15 protein-coding genes and 1 riboswitch are annotated in these 15,023 nt (G+C 68.5%); of the genes, 8 read left to right on the plus strand and 7 right to left on the minus strand.

Annotation, left to right across the window (positions count from 1 at the left end; all coding sequences use genetic code 11):
- Positions 1–7 precede the first annotated feature (7 nt).
- The 5 genes from RT697_RS18035 (at position 8) to RT697_RS18055 (ending at position 5,565) form a co-directional block, all read left to right on the plus strand.
- Positions 8–709 (plus strand): response regulator, encoded by a 702-nt coding sequence (locus tag RT697_RS18035; RefSeq protein ID WP_008158717.1) that lies wholly within the window; start codon positions 8–10, stop codon positions 707–709.
- The gene (locus RT697_RS18040; protein WP_313700735.1) at positions 709–2,295 is read left to right on the plus strand and encodes an ATP-binding protein; all 1,587 of its coding nucleotides are present in this window, start codon (positions 709–711) and stop codon (positions 2,293–2,295) included. The genes RT697_RS18035 and RT697_RS18040 overlap by 1 nt, the downstream gene beginning before the upstream one ends.
- A gap of 85 nt (positions 2,296–2,380) precedes the next feature.
- On the plus strand, positions 2,381–3,457 hold the full coding sequence (gene ruvB, locus RT697_RS18045) for a Holliday junction branch migration DNA helicase RuvB (protein WP_313700736.1): 1,077 nt from the start codon (positions 2,381–2,383) through the stop codon (positions 3,455–3,457).
- Positions 3,458–3,559: 102 nt separating this feature from the next.
- Positions 3,560–4,525, plus strand: a complete 966-nt coding sequence (locus RT697_RS18050; protein WP_313700737.1) for a threo-3-hydroxy-L-aspartate ammonia-lyase — start codon at positions 3,560–3,562, stop codon at positions 4,523–4,525.
- 113 nt (positions 4,526–4,638) lie between these two features.
- Positions 4,639–5,565 (plus strand): complex I NDUFA9 subunit family protein, encoded by a 927-nt coding sequence (locus RT697_RS18055; protein ID WP_313700738.1) that lies wholly within the window; start codon positions 4,639–4,641, stop codon positions 5,563–5,565.
- Positions 5,566–5,571: 6 nt separating this feature from the next.
- On the opposite strand, the gene ruvA is transcribed toward RT697_RS18055, so the two are convergent.
- The 6 genes from ruvA to RT697_RS18085 form a co-directional block, all read right to left on the minus strand.
- Positions 5,572–6,144, minus strand: coding sequence for a Holliday junction branch migration protein RuvA (gene ruvA / locus RT697_RS18060; RefSeq protein WP_313700739.1), 573 nt, complete (start codon positions 6,142–6,144; stop codon positions 5,572–5,574).
- A 70-nt stretch (positions 6,145–6,214) separates the two neighbouring features.
- Positions 6,215–6,763, minus strand: a complete 549-nt coding sequence (gene ruvC, locus RT697_RS18065; RefSeq protein ID WP_056568849.1) for a crossover junction endodeoxyribonuclease RuvC — start codon at positions 6,761–6,763, stop codon at positions 6,215–6,217.
- Entirely contained in the window at positions 6,763–8,352 is a 1,590-nt protein-coding gene (gene purH / locus RT697_RS18070; protein ID WP_313700741.1) for a bifunctional phosphoribosylaminoimidazolecarboxamide formyltransferase/IMP cyclohydrolase, read from the minus strand. The genes ruvC and purH overlap by 1 nt, the downstream gene beginning before the upstream one ends.
- Before the next feature lie 101 nt (positions 8,353–8,453).
- Positions 8,454–8,693: a helix-turn-helix domain-containing protein gene (locus RT697_RS18075; RefSeq protein ID WP_006217670.1), complete on the minus strand. Its 240-nt coding sequence runs from the start codon at positions 8,691–8,693 to the stop codon at positions 8,454–8,456.
- A gap of 36 nt (positions 8,694–8,729) precedes the next feature.
- On the minus strand, positions 8,730–9,755 hold the full coding sequence (gene dusB / locus RT697_RS18080) for a tRNA dihydrouridine synthase DusB (RefSeq protein WP_313700751.1): 1,026 nt from the start codon (positions 9,753–9,755) through the stop codon (positions 8,730–8,732).
- Positions 9,756–9,871: 116 nt separating this feature from the next.
- Positions 9,872–11,053, minus strand: coding sequence for a UbiH/UbiF/VisC/COQ6 family ubiquinone biosynthesis hydroxylase (locus RT697_RS18085; protein ID WP_313700743.1), 1,182 nt, complete (start codon positions 11,051–11,053; stop codon positions 9,872–9,874).
- A gap of 78 nt (positions 11,054–11,131) precedes the next feature.
- Between RT697_RS18085 and RT697_RS18090 the strand changes: the two genes are divergently transcribed.
- Positions 11,132–11,596, plus strand: coding sequence for an NINE protein (locus RT697_RS18090; RefSeq protein ID WP_313700745.1), 465 nt, complete (start codon positions 11,132–11,134; stop codon positions 11,594–11,596).
- Between the two features lie 18 nt (positions 11,597–11,614).
- On the opposite strand, the gene RT697_RS18095 is transcribed toward RT697_RS18090, so the two are convergent.
- Positions 11,615–12,958 (minus strand): aminopeptidase P N-terminal domain-containing protein, encoded by a 1,344-nt coding sequence (locus RT697_RS18095; protein ID WP_313700746.1) that lies wholly within the window; start codon positions 12,956–12,958, stop codon positions 11,615–11,617.
- 147 nt (positions 12,959–13,105) lie between these two features.
- Positions 13,106–13,296: riboswitch (yybP-ykoY riboswitch) on the plus strand.
- Between the two features lie 43 nt (positions 13,297–13,339).
- Between RT697_RS18095 and RT697_RS18100 the strand changes: the two genes are divergently transcribed.
- Together RT697_RS18100 and RT697_RS18105 are read left to right on the plus strand one after the other, a co-directional pair.
- Positions 13,340–14,344, plus strand: coding sequence for a sodium:calcium antiporter (locus tag RT697_RS18100; protein WP_313700748.1), 1,005 nt, complete (start codon positions 13,340–13,342; stop codon positions 14,342–14,344).
- 437 nt (positions 14,345–14,781) lie between these two features.
- On the plus strand, positions 14,782–15,023 hold a 242-nt coding region (locus RT697_RS18105; protein ID WP_313700749.1), incomplete at its 3' end, for a hypothetical protein.

Here is a 15,023-nt window from a genome sequence, read left to right on the forward strand (position 1 = left end):
GACGCCCATGGACAATTCCCACACCAAGCTGCTGGTCGTCGACGACGATCCGGCGCTGCGCCAATTGCTGGCCGACTACCTGAATCGGCACGGCTACGACACATTGCTTGCTCCGGACGCGACCGATCTTTCCTCGCGCATCACGCGTTACGCGCCCGATCTGCTGGTGCTCGACCGCATGCTGCCCGGCGGCGACGGCGCCGATGCCTGCCGCCGCCTGCGCGAACAGGGCGAGGACATTCCCGTCATCCTGCTGACCGCGCGCGACGAAGCCGTGGACCGCATCATCGGCCTGGAGGCCGGCGCCGACGACTACGTCGGCAAGCCCTTCGATCCCCGCGAACTGCTGGCCCGCATCGAGGCCGTGCTGCGCCGCAAGCGCGGTCCGTCCGCGCTGACCAAGGACGCGCCCGTCTCGTTCGGCCCGTTCGTGTTCGACCCGTCCACGCGCCAGCTGTCCCGCGACGGCACCGTCGTCAAGCTGACCGGCGGCGAGATCAACCTGCTCGAAGCCCTGGTGCGCAACGCCGGCAAACCGCTGTCGCGCGAACGCCTGCTGGCGCTGGCCCGCGACGACGACGCCGGCGAGCGCAACGACCGTGCCATCGATATTGCCATCCTGCGCCTGCGCCGCGTCATCGAGGACGATCCCAAGCAGCCGCGCTGGATCCAGACCGTCTGGGGCATCGGTTACCGGTTCTCGCCCTGATGCGCTTTTCCCCCGGCATTCTGGTGCCCCGCTCGCTGCGGGCACGGCTGATCCTGCTGATCCTCGGATCGGTCCTGCTGACGCAGGCCGCCACGTTGGTGACGGTGTCGTACTTCCGGCACAAATTCATGGAAGACGTGGCGATCGGCTACATCGTCACCACGATCCGCACGCTGCGCGCCGCCGTGTCCCAGGTGCCGGCCGAGGACCGCGCCGATTTCGTGCGGTCCGCTTCGCAAAACCAGTGGCGGCTGTGGTCGCGCGTGCTGCCCGCCGAAGCCAAGCTGCAACGCTTCAACGGCCGCCGTCCGCCGCCGCGCGCCGCACCGCGCCCGCCGCCTCCGCCGCCGCCGTCCTCCCAGGATTCCCAATTCCACGGGCCCCCGCCGCCCCCGCCGCCCGAAGTCCGCGACGACGAGCGCGGGGCGGACGCCGCCCATGCGGACGGGCGCGGCGAGGCGCAGCGCGCCGGTGACGGCGCCCGCGACCGCGAAGAGTCCAACCGCCGCTACAAGCCCGAGCCCGACGACATCCGCCGCGACCTGCGCGTGCTGGTCCAGCAGCTGAACGAACGCCTGAACGACGGCACGCGCGTGGCGCTGTCGCGCGGCCCCACGCCCGAGATCTTCATTTCGCTGGCGCCCAATCCGGCCACCGAAGACGCGCCGCGGCTGCGCGAGTGGCTCGTCATTCCGCTGGACCGGCTGGATCCGCCCGTCGCCACGCCCTTCATCGCCGCCTGGCTGGGCGGGCTGGGTCTCCTGCTGCTCCTGGCCGTGGGCTTTTCGTGGCACATCACGCGGCCGATCACGCGGCTTGCCGATGCCGCGGACCAGTTGGCCGCGGGCCAGCCCCAGCGAGTGGAGCCCTCGGGGCCACACGAAACGCGCGTGCTGGGCGAACGCTTCAATGCCATGCTGGACGCGTTGTCCGAGTCCGACTCGGTGCGGCGCACGCTGCTTTCCGGCCTGCCGCATGACTTGAAGGGGCCGCTTTCGCGCATGTGGCTGCGCGTCGAAATGGCCGACGATTCCACGCTGAAGGAAGGCCTGCGCACCGACCTGCGCGACATGCAGCACATGGTGGATCAGTTCATCGGGTTCGTGCGCGGCACGGATCCGGCGGCCTACCGCTACGCGCCCATCCTGCTGTCCGAATGGCTGACCGAGCGCGTGGGCGCCTGGCAGGGCGCCGGCACCGCCATCGGGCTGGACACGGCCCTGGATGCCGGCGGTCTCGTGGTGCAGGCCGACGCCGTGGCGCTTGGCCGTCTGCTGGACAACCTGATCGGCAACGCGCTGAACCACGGCGCGCCGCCGGTGGACATTGCGCTGCGCCGCGAGGAAGGGCACGCGGTGCTGGACGTGGCCGACCACGGCCCGGGCATCGTGCCTGAGCGCCGCCTGGAGGCCTTGCGGCCGTTCAGCCGGCTGGACGACGCGCGCACCCGCACCGGCAGCGTGGGCCTGGGCCTGGCGCTGGCCGAAGCCATCGCGCGGGCGCACGGCGGCTCGCTCGAACTGCGCGAGGCGGAATCCGGCGGGCTGTGCGTGCGCGTGCGTCTGCCGCTGTCCCAGGCCGCCTGACGGGCGTGGTCCCGGGGGCGACCCCGGGCCGGCCCGCGCTACGGTACGATTCATCCTGCTTCGTCCTTTGCCCGTACCCCGCACCATGGCCATCCAGTCCGATTCGCTTTCCTCCCGTCCCGACGCCCCTCGCATCGTGGCGCCGCAGCCGGTGTCGCCCAACGAGGAGTCGATCGAACGCGCGTTGCGGCCCAAGGCGCTGGAAGAGTATGTGGGGCAGCAGCGCGCCCGCGAACAGCTCGAGATCTTCATCGCCGCGGCCAGAAAGCGCGGCGAGGCGCTGGACCACGTCCTGCTTTTCGGCCCGCCGGGCCTGGGCAAGACCACGCTGGCGCACATCATTGCCCACGAAATGGGCGTGCAGCTGCGCCAGACTTCGGGCCCGGTGCTTGAGCGTCCGGGTGATCTGGCCGCGCTGCTGACCAACCTGGAAAAGAACGACGTCCTTTTCATCGACGAGATCCATCGCCTGTCGCCCGTGGTCGAGGAAATCCTCTACCCGGCGCTGGAAGACTTCCAGATCGACATCCTGATCGGCGAAGGCCCGGCCGCGCGCAGCGTGAAGCTGGATCTGCAGCCCTTCACGCTGGTGGGCGCCACGACGCGCGCCGGGATGCTGACCAATCCGCTGCGCGACCGCTTCGGCATCGTCTCGCGGCTCGAGTTCTACAACGCCGCCGATCTCGGCCACATCGTGACGCGTAGCGCGGGCCTGCTGAACGCCGTCATCACGCCGGACGGCGCGGCCGAGGTGGCGCGCCGCGCGCGCGGCACGCCGCGTATCGCCAACCGGCTGCTGCGCCGGGTGCGCGACTACGCCGAGGTCAAGGCGGGCGGCACGATCGACGCCGACGTCGCGGGCCGCGCACTCGCCATGCTGGAAGTCGATCCGCAAGGCCTGGACCTGATGGACAGGAAGCTGCTCGAAGCCATCGTCCATAAGTTCGATGGCGGCCCGGTCGGCGTGGACAGCCTGGCCGCGGCCATCGGCGAAGAGCGCGACACGATCGAGGACGTCATCGAGCCGTACCTCATCCAGCACGGCTACCTGCAGCGCACGCCGCGCGGCCGCACCGCCACACTGACCACGTGGCGCCATCTGGGCCTGGCCCCGCCCGCCGGCACCGCCACCGGCGGCTCCGGCGACCTCTTCGGCAAATAGTCCGCGCCGCGCGCCGTCATGCCAACGGGCGGCGCGCAAACCGCGCGACGGGTTTATGATCCGAGGGTTTCGTTTCCCCCCGCGATCTAAGGACCTTATTCCATGCAGCCCGAATTGCCCTCCTATGATGACGTCGTGCGCGCCAGCGAGCGCCTGGCCGGCAACGCACACCGCACGCCCGTCCTGACCTCGGCCACCGCCGACGCCATCGCCGGCGCGTCGCTGTTCTTCAAGTGCGAGAACTTCCAGCGCATGGGCGCGTTCAAGTTCCGGGGCGGCTACAACGCGATTGCGCGCCTCACGCCCGACCAGCGTGCCGCCGGGGTGGTGACGTTCTCGTCGGGCAATCACGCGCAGGCCATCGCGCTGGCCTCGAAGCTGCAGGGTGTTCAGGCCACGATCATCATGCCGCTGGACGCGCCTGCGGCCAAACGCGCGGCCACGGAAGGCTACGGCGGCAAGATCGTCACGTATGACCGCTACACCGAAGACCGCGAGACCATCGCCCGCCGCATCCAGTCCGAAACCGGCGCCACGCTGATCCCGCCGTACGACCACGAAGACGTGATCGCGGGCCAGGGCACCGCCGCCAAGGAACTGTTCGAGGAAGTCGGCGAACTCGATTACCTATTCGTGTGCCTGGGCGGCGGCGGCCTGCTGTCGGGCTCGGCCTTGTCCGCCTTCGCGCTCAGCCCGCGCTGCCTGGTGTACGGCGTGGAGCCCGAAGCCGGCAACGACGGGCAGCAGTCCCTGCGCAAGGGTGAAATTGTCCGAATCCCCGCCCCCAAGACGCTGGCTGACGGCGCCGCCACCACGCACCTGGGCAACATCACGTTCCCCCTCATCCAGAAGTACGTGCGCGACATCGTCACGGTGACGGATGATCAGCTCGTCACGACGATGAAATTCTTTGCCGAGCGCATGAAGATGGTCGTGGAACCCACGGGTTGCCTGGCCGCGGCGGCCGTCATGCAAAACGTGGTGCCGGTGCGTGGGGCCCGGGTCGGCGTCATCATCAGCGGCGGCAACGTCGATCTTCCGGCCTACGCCCGGCTGCTCGCGGGCTGACGCGCATCAAGCGGAGCGCGCGGCGGACGCTCCGCGCGCTCCGCGTGTGCTTGCGCCTGCCGACCCGGCAAGGCAGAATCGAACCTCGATCCTGACGAACCGGAGGCTACGCCATGCGTATCCTTGTCATTGGCGGCACGGGCTTCATCGGCCGCCACTTGGTAGCACGGCTTTGCGCGGACCCGCATCAGATCGTCGTGCCCACGCGGCTCATTGCACGCGGACGCGACCTGCAATTACTTCCCACCGTCACCCTGCTGCAGTCGGACATCCATGACGACGCCGTGCTCGACGGCATGGTCCGGGGCTGCGATGCCGTTGTGAACCTGGTGGGCATCCTGCACGGCAACCTGGGCCGGCCGTACGGGTCGGATTTCGCGCGGGCCCACGTGCATCTGCCGCAGCGCATTGCGCAGGCCTGCGTGCGCCACGGGGTGCGTCGCCTGCTGCACGTCAGCGCGCTGGGCGCCGACTCCAGCGGCGACAGCATGTACCAGCGCTCAAAGGGCGACGGCGAGGCCGCCATCAAGGCCGCCTATCAAGAGCGTGGCGACATCGGCTGGACCATCTTCCGTCCGTCGGTCCTCTTCGGGCCCGACGACAACTTCACCAATATGTTCGCGTCGCTGGCGCGCTGGCTGCCGGTGCTGCCGCTGGCCGGCGCCAATGCACGCATGCAGCCGATCTATGTCGGCGATGTGGTGACCGCCATGGTCAACGCGCTGGCCGACACCCACACCTGCGGCAAGACCTACGAACTGGGCGGGCCCCAGGTCTACACGCTGGGCGAGATCGCGCGGCTGTGCGCCGCCTGGAGCGGGCATCCGCGCCCCGTCATCAGTATTCCGATGGGGGTGGGACGCATGCAGGCCCGGCTGTTCGAATGCCTGCCGGGCACACCGCTGATGTCGCGCGACAACCTGGATTCCCTGCGCCGCGACAACGTCTGCGGCGGACCGATAGCCCCCGAACTGCACGTGGTGCCCACAGGCCTGGAGGCCGTGGCGCCGCGCTACCTGCAGCACGGCAAGACGGCCTAGCGCCAGTTAGCGCACCAGCGCCTTCAGCGCCTGCTTGATGCCGTCGGACACGCCCACGCCTTCGGGCAGCGTCTTCAGCGCCGACAGCGATTCCTTCTCGGAGTAGCCCAGCGCCAGCAGCGCATTCAGGATGTCGGACTGGTTGTCGTGCGTGATGTGCGCCGCTGCGCCGATGTCCGCGCCCAGCTTGCCGCGCATTTCCAGCAGCAGGCGTTCCGCGGTCTTCTTGCCGATGCCCGGCACGCGGGTCAGGCGGCCCGACTCCTGCAGCGTGATGGCCTGCGCCAGATCCGCCACCGACAGGCCCGATAGCACCGACAGCGCGGTGCGCGCCCCGATCCCGCTGACCTTGATGAGCTCGCGGAACGCGCTGCGCTCCCCGGCCGAGGCAAAGCCATACAGGATGTGCGCGTCTTCGCGCACGGTCAGATGCGTGTAAAGCGTGACGCGCGCGCCCGTGTCGGGCAGCGAATACAGCGTGCTCATGGGCACGTCGATGTCATACCCGATTCCGCCCACGTCCACGCAGATGGTGGGGGGCAGTTTCTCGATCAGGGTTCCGGTGATTCTTCCGATCATGGTGAGAGGCCTGGCAATGGTGGGGCCGCGCAGCGCGCGGCGGATGCGGGGATTCTATACGTGCGGGCGATCAGCCGATCAGGCGGCCATTGCGGATGCGGGTCTTGCCGCCCATGCGCAGCGCGCTGCCCAGGCGTTCGAGCTTGTCCTGCAGCGGACCCACGTGCGCGTGGCAGATGGCGCAGGCCAAGGCATCGGCCGAGTCGGGGGCAGGCACGCCGTCCAGCGCCAAGAGGTGCTGCACCATCATCTGCACCTGCTCTTTCGCCGCGCGGCCGGTGCCGACCACGGCTTTCTTGATCTGCAGGGCGGTGTACTCGTGCACGGCCAGCGAACTGTCGGCCAGCGCGCACAGCGCCGCGCCGCGCGCCTGCCCGAGCAGCAGGGTGGAAGCGGGATTGGTATTGAGGAAGACGATTTCCAGCGCGGCCACGTCGGGTTGCGTGTCGCGGGCCACCTGGCGCAGGTTGTCCAGGATGACCTTCAGGCGTTCGGACAGCGTCAGCGCCGGCGGGACCACGATGGTCCCGCTGGCCACGTAACGCAGCCGCGAGCCATCGGCATCGATCACGCCGAAGCCGGTGCGGCGCAGGCCGGGATCGATGCCGAGGACGCGCATCAGTGGCGGAAGTGACGCGTGCCGGTCAGCACCATGGCGATGCCGTGCTCGTCGGCGGCGGCGATGACTTCGTCATCGCGCACGCTGCCGCCCGGCTGGATCACGCACGTCGCGCCCGCCGCCACCACAACGTCCAGACCGTCGCGGAACGGGAAGAACGCGTCGGACGCCACGGCCGAGCCTTTGAGGGTCAGGCCGGCGTTTTCCGCCTTGATCGAGGCGATGCGGGCCGAGTCGATGCGGCTCATCTGGCCGGCGCCGACACCGAGGGTCATGCCGCCGCCCACGAACACGATGGCGTTGGACTTGACGTACTTGGCGACCTTCCAGGCGAACGACAGGTCGTTCATTTCCTGTTCGGTGGGCTGGCGCTTGGTGACGACCTTCAGGGCGTCGCGCGGCACGTTGTAGGCGTCCGGCGTCTGCACCAGCCAGCCGCCGCCCACGCGCTTGATGTCGAAGGCGTTCTGGCCCGTGCCCATCGGCACTTCCAGCACGCGCACGTTCTTCTTGGCGGCCAGGATGGCCAGCGCGGCGCCATCGTAGGCCGGGGCCAGCAGCACTTCCAGGAATTGCGCGCTGACGGCTTCGGCGGTCGCGGCGTCAACCGGACGGTTGAAGGCGATGATGCCGCCAAAGGCCGACGTCGGGTCGGTCTTGAATGCTTGCTGGTACGCGCCCAGCGTATCGGCCGCCACGGCCACGCCGCAGGGGTTGGCGTGCTTGACGATGACGCAGGCGGGCGCCTCGAAGCTGCGCGCGCATTCCCACGCCGCGTCGGCGTCGGCGATGTTGTTGTAGGACAGTTCCTTGCCCTGAAGCTGGCGGTAGTTGCCCAAGAGGCCGGCCGGACGCTGCGCGTCCACGTAGAAGGCGGCGCTTTGATGCGGGTTTTCGCCGTAGCGCAGGGCCTGTTCCTGCTTGACCTGCAACGTCAGCGTGCCGGGCCATTCGTTGCGGGCGGGCACGGCTTCCTGCGCGGGTTCGGCTTCGGTCAGGCTGGTCAGGTAGGCGGCGATGGCGCCGTCGTACGCGGCCGTGTGGGCGTAGACCTTGGCGGCCAGCGCCAGGCGCAGGCCGTAAGAGGTGGCGCCGCCCTTGTCCATTTCGGTCAGGACGCGGGAATAATCGACCGGGTCGATCACGACCGTCACGCCACCGGCTTCGGTGCCGTGGTTCTTGGCGGCGGCGCGCAGCATGGCCGGACCGCCGATGTCGATGTTCTCGACGGCGTCGGCAAACGTGCAATCGGGCTTGGCGACCGTCTCACGGAACGGGTACAGGTTGACCACCAGCATGTCGATGCGATCGATGCCTGCCGCCTTGATCGTGTCCATGTGCTCGGCGCTGTCGCGACGGGCCAGCAGGCCGCCGTGGATCTTCGGGTGCAGCGTCTTCACGCGGCCGTCCAGGATCTCGGGCGAGCCGGTGTGGGCGGCCACTTCGGTGACGGTCAGGCCGGAATCGGCAAGCAGCTTGGCGGTGCCGCCGGTCGACAGCAGGCGCACGCCACGCGCGGCCAGGGCGCGGGCAAATTCAACGATGCCGGTCTTGTCGGACACCGAAAGCAGGGCGGTTTCGATTTTCATGATGGGACGGAGTGGGGCGGTGACGCCTTTCTCGTTCTGGTCGGATGGGAAATCTGGAGGGGGCGGCGGCGCCAAGCATGCGCCGCCCGCGCGGGGGAAAGCTATACCTGGATATTGTGCGCCAGCAACTTCTTGCGCAGCGTGTTGCGGGTGATGCCCAGCATCTCGGACGCCCGGGACTGGTTGCCGCCCGACCGTTCCAACGCTACTTCAAGCACCGGGCGCTCCACGCAGCGCATGACCATGTCCCACATGTCGTGGGGCTCGGACTCGCCCAAGTCTTCGAAATAGCGCTCCAGGCTGGCGCGCACGCATTCTTCCAGGACATCTTTCTTGCTCATTTGAGTACAGATATTTTTATGTTGGTGTTGAGGCGGTCATGCCGCCAGCAGGGCTTCTGCGGCCGGCGCCGGGGTAGGGGCGCCGTCGCGTGAGAGGGTGTCGAACCAGTCCGCCACCGCCCGCCATTGGTCGCGGGTGTTGTCGATCAGGTTCATGCCGGCGCAGAACGAATCCGCGCCCGGCAGGCCGTCCACATACCAGCCTATGTGCTTGCGCGCGGTGCGTACGCCGGTGTGCTCGCCATAGAAACGGTAGTGGTCGTCGAGATGTTCGAGCAGCAGCTCGCGCATTTCCCCATAAGAGGGAGGGGGCAGTGTTTCGCCCGTGCGCAGGTAGTGGTCGATTTCGCGGAAGATCCACGGACGGCCCTGGGCCGCCCGGCCGATCATGACCGCATCGGCGCCAGTGTAATCCAGGACGTGCCGGGCTTTGGCGGGCGAGTCGATATCTCCGTTCGCGATCACGGGGATGCCGATTTCGGCCTTGACGGCGCGGATGGTGTCATATTCCGCCTCGCCCGTATAGAGGTCGGCCCGCGTGCGGCCGTGCAGCGTGAGGGCGGCGATGCCGGCGTTTTCGGCCAGCTTGGCGACCCGCAGGGCGTTGCGGCTATTGCGATCCCAGCCGGTGCGGGTCTTCAGGGTGACCGGCACGCCCAGCGGCGCGCAGGCGGCGACCACGGCGTCCAGGATGCGGACGATCAGGTCTTCGTGGCGCAGCAGCGCCGAGCCCGACGCCACGTTGCACACCTTCTTGACCGGACATCCCATGTTGATGTCGATGATCCGGGCGCCCTTGTTGGCGTTGAAGGCGGCGGCCTCGGCCATCATGGCGGGGTCCGCCCCGGCGATCTGCACCGAAATGGGGGCGATCTCGCCGTCGTGGTTCAGGCGGCGCGAGGTCTTGACGCTGTCCCAGAGCTTCGGGTTGCTGGCGGCCATCTCGGACACCGCGTAACCCGCCCCCAGCTTCTTGCAAAGCTGGCGGAAAGGACGATCCGTCACGCCCGCCATGGGCGCGACAAGAACGTTGTTGGGAAGGGTCCACTGGCCTATGCGCATGCTCACATTTTAACCGGCTCGATCGAACCCCCTTTTTCGGGGCGCGAGGGCCTGGTAACAAACAGGGAATAAAAGACGGCGACCCAGCCCCTATCCGGGGCCGGATCGGGGAGAGGTCAGGCGCGGAATCCCTGCAGCAGATGCTGCGCCAGCGGCGCGCGCAGCGGGGAGGCAAGATCCATCCCCAATAACGCGGCGCCGCAGGCGTGTTCGACGGGGGCGAGCCGGGTGGCGAAGATGCGCGGCATGAAATCGGTGAGTCCGGCGGTGATGAAACGGTCAAGGTGGCGGGCGTTGGCGAATTCGGCGAGCGCGGGGCCGGGGTTTGCGCCGGCGTTGGCAGCGCGACTCGCCAGCCAGCCCGCCAGGGTCTGCGCCAGCCGCGCCGCGTCGCGCAGGCCCAGGTTCAGCCCCTGTCCCGCCACCGGGTGCAAGGTCTGGGCGGCATTGCCGATGGCCGCCACGCGGCCATGCACCTGCGCGCGGCGGGCGGACAGCGCCAGGGGGAATACGTGGCGGGGAGCCTGGCTGGACAGGCGGCCCAGGCGTTCGCCGAAGGCCTGCGTCAGCGCGTGGGAGAACGCGGTGTTGTCCAGAGCCGCCAGTTCGGCTGCACGGTCCGGCGCGCTGCACCAGACCACCGAATAGGCGTCCGGCGTCTGTGGGTGCGGCAGCAGCGCCAGCGGACCTTCGGAGGTGAACCGTTCCCAGGCCCAGCCGCGCCGGGGCAGGGTGGCGTGCGCGGTGGTCAGCACGGCGTGCTGGTCGTAGTCGCGCCGCACATCGGTGGCGCCGGCGCCGTCGGACTGCACGGCGACGCCGCAAAGGATTTCCGTTTCGCCCTGCTGGATGCGCACGCCGTCGGCGTCCTGCAGGCCGATCTGTGCCGGCGGGCCCGACAGCACGGTGACACCGGAAGCCGCCACGCATTCGTCCAGCTTGGCATATAGCCCGGAATAGGCCACCACGCTGCCCAGCTGGGGCACGTTGAAATCGGTGTGCTGGATCAGCGTGCGGCCCAGCCGGCCGCGCTGCGAGACATGGATGTTGCGGATGTCGGCCGAGCGGTCTGGCCACGCGTGCAACGACTCCAGCAGCACGCGGCTGCCGTGGTTCATGGCCAGCACGCGGGGATCCGCGGCAGGAACGGCCGCGGCTGCCGTGACAGGCGTTGGCGCGCTGCCCGCGAGCAGGGCGATGCGCGCCGGATCGGGCGCGACGCGCGCCAGCATCAGGGCCAAAACGCGGCCCACGGGGCCGGCGCCAAGAATCGCAATGTCGTAGGCGGAGGAAGTCATGCCCGGATTTTACTCGTCCACTACAATCGCGGCAGCCGCCGCAGCCCGGCGCCACGGCTCCCTAACCGGTTGATTGACATGACGCAGGCTCAGGCTTCCTCTTCGCTTTCCGCCGTTTCCGCCCGCCGCCCCCGCAGCAAGGTCGCGGTGGGGCTGCTGGCCTGCCTGTTCGGCGCCTTTGGCGCGCACTGGTGGTATCTGGGCCGGCGCCACGCCTGGCTGGTGACCGTGTTCGCCGCCGCGTGCCTGTTCTGCGCGTTCCGCTTCTACCCGGTCTGGTACGACAACCCCGCGTTTTTCCTGCTCTTCATCCCGATGATCGATGGGTTCATCGAAAGCGCGGTCTATTCGCTGATGCCGGACGAGAAATTCGACCGGCTCTGCAATCCGGGCCTGGGCAAGGTGTCGACGACAGGCTGGGGGCCGGTGCTGGTTGCGATCCTGGCGTGCCTGGTCGGCGCCATCGCCACCATGTTCGCCATCGCCATGGTCGTGGTCTACGTGTGGGTGGCCATGGGCTGGCTCGACGGCTACGTGCTGTAAGTTTTTTGCTCCGCCCCGCTATTCGCGCATCAGCGCTTCGATCTCGGTGGCCTGCACCGGCACGCCGCGGGTAATCAGTTCGCAGCCTTCGTCCGTGACCAGCGCATCGTCCTCGGTGCGGATGCCGATATTCCAATAGGCCTCGGGCACGTCGTCCGCGGGGCGCACGTAGATGCCCGGCTCGATGGTCAGCATCATCCCGGTTTCCAGCATGCGCCACGGCCGCTCCGCGCCCGTTGCCGTGCCCGGCTGGCGGTAGTCGCCTACGTCATGGACGTCCAGTCCCAGCCAGTGGCCGGTCCGGTGCATGTAGAAGCGGCTGTAATCGCCCGATTCCAGCACGCCGTCCAGCGACCCCTTCAAGAGTTTCAGGTCCAGCATGCCCTGCGCCAGCACGCGCAGCGCGGCCTCGTGCGCGTCATTGAAGCTGCGGCCCGGCGCGGTGGCCTGGGCGGCCGCGTCCTGCGCCGCCACGGTCAGGTCGTACAGCGCGCGCTGCGGGCCGCTGTAGCGGCCGTTCGCCGGAAACGTGCGTGTGATGTCGCTGGCGTAGCTGTCGACCTCGCAGCCCGCGTCGACCAGCACCAGGTCGCCGTCGCGCAACACCGCTTCGCCGGCCGGATAGTGCAGGACACAGGCATTGGCCCCGGCCGCGACGATGGTGTTGTACGCCACCGACTGGGCGCCATGGCGGCGGAACTCATACAGCAGCTCGGCCTCGATCTCGTATTCGCGCATGCCGGGCCGAGCAACGCGCATGGCCCGCGCGTGCGCACCCGCCGATATCTTGGCCGCGCGCCGCATCGCCGCGATCTCCGAGGCGTCCTTGATGAGCCGCATGTCGGCCAGCAGCGGACGCACGTCCTGCTGCCGCGTCGGCGGCGTGTGCCCGCCGCGGCTTTTTTCCTGCGCCGCGGCCAGCCAGCGGCGCAGGCGGCCGTCCGTGCGCTTGTCGCCGGCCAGCGGCGCATACAGCGTGGGATGGTCCAGCATCAGCGCGGGCACCAGCTCGTCCAGCGCGTCGATGGGGTGGGCGTCGTCAAAGCCGAAGTAGGCCGCGGCGGCCTCCGGGCCGAAGCGCTTGCCTTCCCAGAGTTCATGCTCGACATGGCGCGCCCGGCAGAACAGCACGGCCCGGTCCGTGGCGCCCGCAACCAGCACCAGCCACGCGTCCGGTTCGGTGAAGCCGGTCAGGTAGAAGAAGTCGCTGTCGTGCCGGTAGGGGTATTCCGCGTCGCGGTTGCGGATGGCTTCCTGCGCCGTCGCCAGGATGGCGATGCCGCCTCCGTCTGCGCGCATGCGGTCCATCAGGCGCTGGCGCCGCGCGGCAAAAGGGGCGATGTCGTCGGGAGGCAGGCTCATGGCGGGCGGGTCGGGGCGGGGACCCCGGCAAGGGCGAAAGATGGGACCTACTTTACCCGCCATCCCGCGAATGCAACACCCCGGCGGCGAATCCGCGCGGGCGGCGCGGTGATGACTGGACGGCGCGCGAACCGCTGCTACAATCGCCGCTCTGTCATTGGGGAGTAGCCATCCTTTTCCCCTAAAGGAGTCAGCGTCAACAGACTTGGTGGTTCAGTGCTGCGGAGCAGCCGCTAGAACCCCATGGCGCTGACGGCACCCACGTCCGGCTTGCCGCCGCGTGGATCAGCCAGGCGAGACCTTTGGCCGCGTAGCGTTCACCCTTGGCCGGGCGAGCCGCTGCGTCGCGCCAATGGTATCTGCTCGTCCGGCCGCGTTCCCATGTTGCTCACCCTGTTTCTGTTTTTCCTGTCCGCGGCAGTGATCTACGTCGCGTGCGAGTTCTTCGTCAATGGCGTCGAATGGGTCGGTCATCGCTTCCAGTTGGGCGCGACCGCCACCGGCACCGTGCTGGCGGCCTTCGGCACCGCGCTGCCCGAAAGCGCCGTCACCTTCATGGCCGTTGTCTTCGGCGATACCCCAGAACAAAAGGACATCGGTGTCGGCGCCGCGATGGGCGGTCCCCTCGTGCTGGCCACGCTGGCGTACGCCGTGGTCGGCCTGGCCCTGTGGCGCGCGCGCCGCGGCCAGCCCTCTCAGGCGAACTGTATCAACGCGGACCAGCGCCGGCTGGCCCGCGACCAGGCCTGGTTCATGGGCATCTTCATCTTCAAGGTGGGCCTGGGCCTGCTGGCCTTCGCATGGAAGCCTTGGTTGGGTTTCGTGTTCCTGGCCACCTACGCGCTCTACATCAAGCGCGAGCTGAGCAACGACGAGGAATGCCTGGACTGCGAGGATCTCGAACCGCTCAAGCTGCGTCCGCGCGACGAGAACCCGACCATGTTCTGGGCCGCCACGCAGACCATCATGGCGCTGGTGGTGATCGCCGGCGCCTCGCACGTCTTCGTGAACCAGATCGAACTGCTGGGCATCGCGATGGGCGCGTCGCCGCACGTGGCCGCGTTGCTGCTGGCGCCGGTCGCCACCGAACTGCCGGAGATCATGAACGCCCTGATCTGGGTGCGCCAGGGCAAGGAGCGTCTGGCGCTGGCCAACATCTCGGGCGCCATGATGATCCAGGCCACCATCCCCAGCGCGCTCGGCATCTTCATGACGCCATGGGTGCTGGACGCGCCGCTGCTCGCGGCCGGCTTGTTCACCATGGTGTCGATCGGCCTCTTGTGGATGCGCTTCCGCCGCGCCGCCATGAGCGTGCCGGCGTTGTCGGCGGTCGGCGGGTTGTACGCGCTGTTCGCCGGCTATCTGGGCTGGCACTTCTACGCCTGAATGCAATTGCCGGGCAGGCCTCTCGTGCCTGCCCGGCTTTGCTGCATTTGTGTGTCAAAACTGCGTCAAACCCTTGTCCATCAGTACAAACCCGCGTAAACTCGCCGTGTTTTCCATCCCAGGAGCAGTCTTCGTGAATACCGATTCCGGCGAAAGTTGTCGATCTTGCATCGACGTCGCTGTCTGACAGGATCCACGCAGAACTCCATCTGCCGCATCCTGTCATTCAGGTTGCGGTGTATCCCAAGCGCCAGGCATCAGCCCGGCCCATAGTGCAGGCCTTCGGTCTGCCGGGACTCCCCCCGACATAAACCGCCAGAACCGCCGCTAGTCGCAGCGCCAGCGTTCGTGCACGTTCGTCGTGTCCGATGCAAGGGCGTTGTCCGGCTGCGCTCGTGTTCGCGATCACGCTCCGCCTTCTTGTCATGGAGGTCGTTATGCGTTTCTTCGACTTGTTCCTGCGCCGCGCCGGCGTGGACCGTGCTACCGCCCTGGGCCGCCGCCGCGGCACGTCCCGGCTGACGGTGATCTGTCCTCGCGGTGAGCTCGGCGCCTTGCGCAAGCAGATCTGCCTGGACTTCAGCGCCGCCGGCCTGGATGTCGCGCAAGTGCAGATCGACCAAGGCCAGGATCCGGATCTCGCGTCGGCTTGCGTCACCGTCAATTGCCCCCCGGAACT

This window comes from Achromobacter sp., from assembly GCF_032113835.1.
Lineage (GTDB): Bacteria > Pseudomonadota > Gammaproteobacteria > Burkholderiales > Burkholderiaceae_B > Achromobacter.

Coding starts and splice junctions, on each gene's coding strand:
- purH (WP_313700741.1), bottom strand. CDS start 8,352: ATGAAAATCGAAACCGCCCTGCTTTCGGTGTCCGACAAGACCGGCATC.
- RT697_RS18055 (WP_313700738.1), top strand. CDS start 4,639: ATGCGTATCCTTGTCATTGGCGGCACGGGCTTCATCGGCCGCCACTTG.
- ruvC (WP_056568849.1), bottom strand. CDS start 6,763: ATGCGCGTCCTCGGCATCGATCCCGGCCTGCGCCGCACCGGCTTCGGC.
- RT697_RS18035 (WP_008158717.1), top strand. CDS start 8: ATGGACAATTCCCACACCAAGCTGCTGGTCGTCGACGACGATCCGGCG.
- RT697_RS18040 (WP_313700735.1), top strand. CDS start 709: ATGCGCTTTTCCCCCGGCATTCTGGTGCCCCGCTCGCTGCGGGCACGG.
- RT697_RS18100 (WP_313700748.1), top strand. CDS start 13,340: ATGTTGCTCACCCTGTTTCTGTTTTTCCTGTCCGCGGCAGTGATCTAC.
- dusB (WP_313700751.1), bottom strand. CDS start 9,755: ATGCGCATAGGCCAGTGGACCCTTCCCAACAACGTTCTTGTCGCGCCC.
- RT697_RS18090 (WP_313700745.1), top strand. CDS start 11,132: ATGACGCAGGCTCAGGCTTCCTCTTCGCTTTCCGCCGTTTCCGCCCGC.
- RT697_RS18050 (WP_313700737.1), top strand. CDS start 3,560: ATGCAGCCCGAATTGCCCTCCTATGATGACGTCGTGCGCGCCAGCGAG.
- ruvB (WP_313700736.1), top strand. CDS start 2,381: ATGGCCATCCAGTCCGATTCGCTTTCCTCCCGTCCCGACGCCCCTCGC.
- RT697_RS18075 (WP_006217670.1), bottom strand. CDS start 8,693: ATGAGCAAGAAAGATGTCCTGGAAGAATGCGTGCGCGCCAGCCTGGAG.
- RT697_RS18085 (WP_313700743.1), bottom strand. CDS start 11,053: ATGACTTCCTCCGCCTACGACATTGCGATTCTTGGCGCCGGCCCCGTG.
- RT697_RS18095 (WP_313700746.1), bottom strand. CDS start 12,958: ATGAGCCTGCCTCCCGACGACATCGCCCCTTTTGCCGCGCGGCGCCAG.
- ruvA (WP_313700739.1), bottom strand. CDS start 6,144: ATGATCGGAAGAATCACCGGAACCCTGATCGAGAAACTGCCCCCCACC.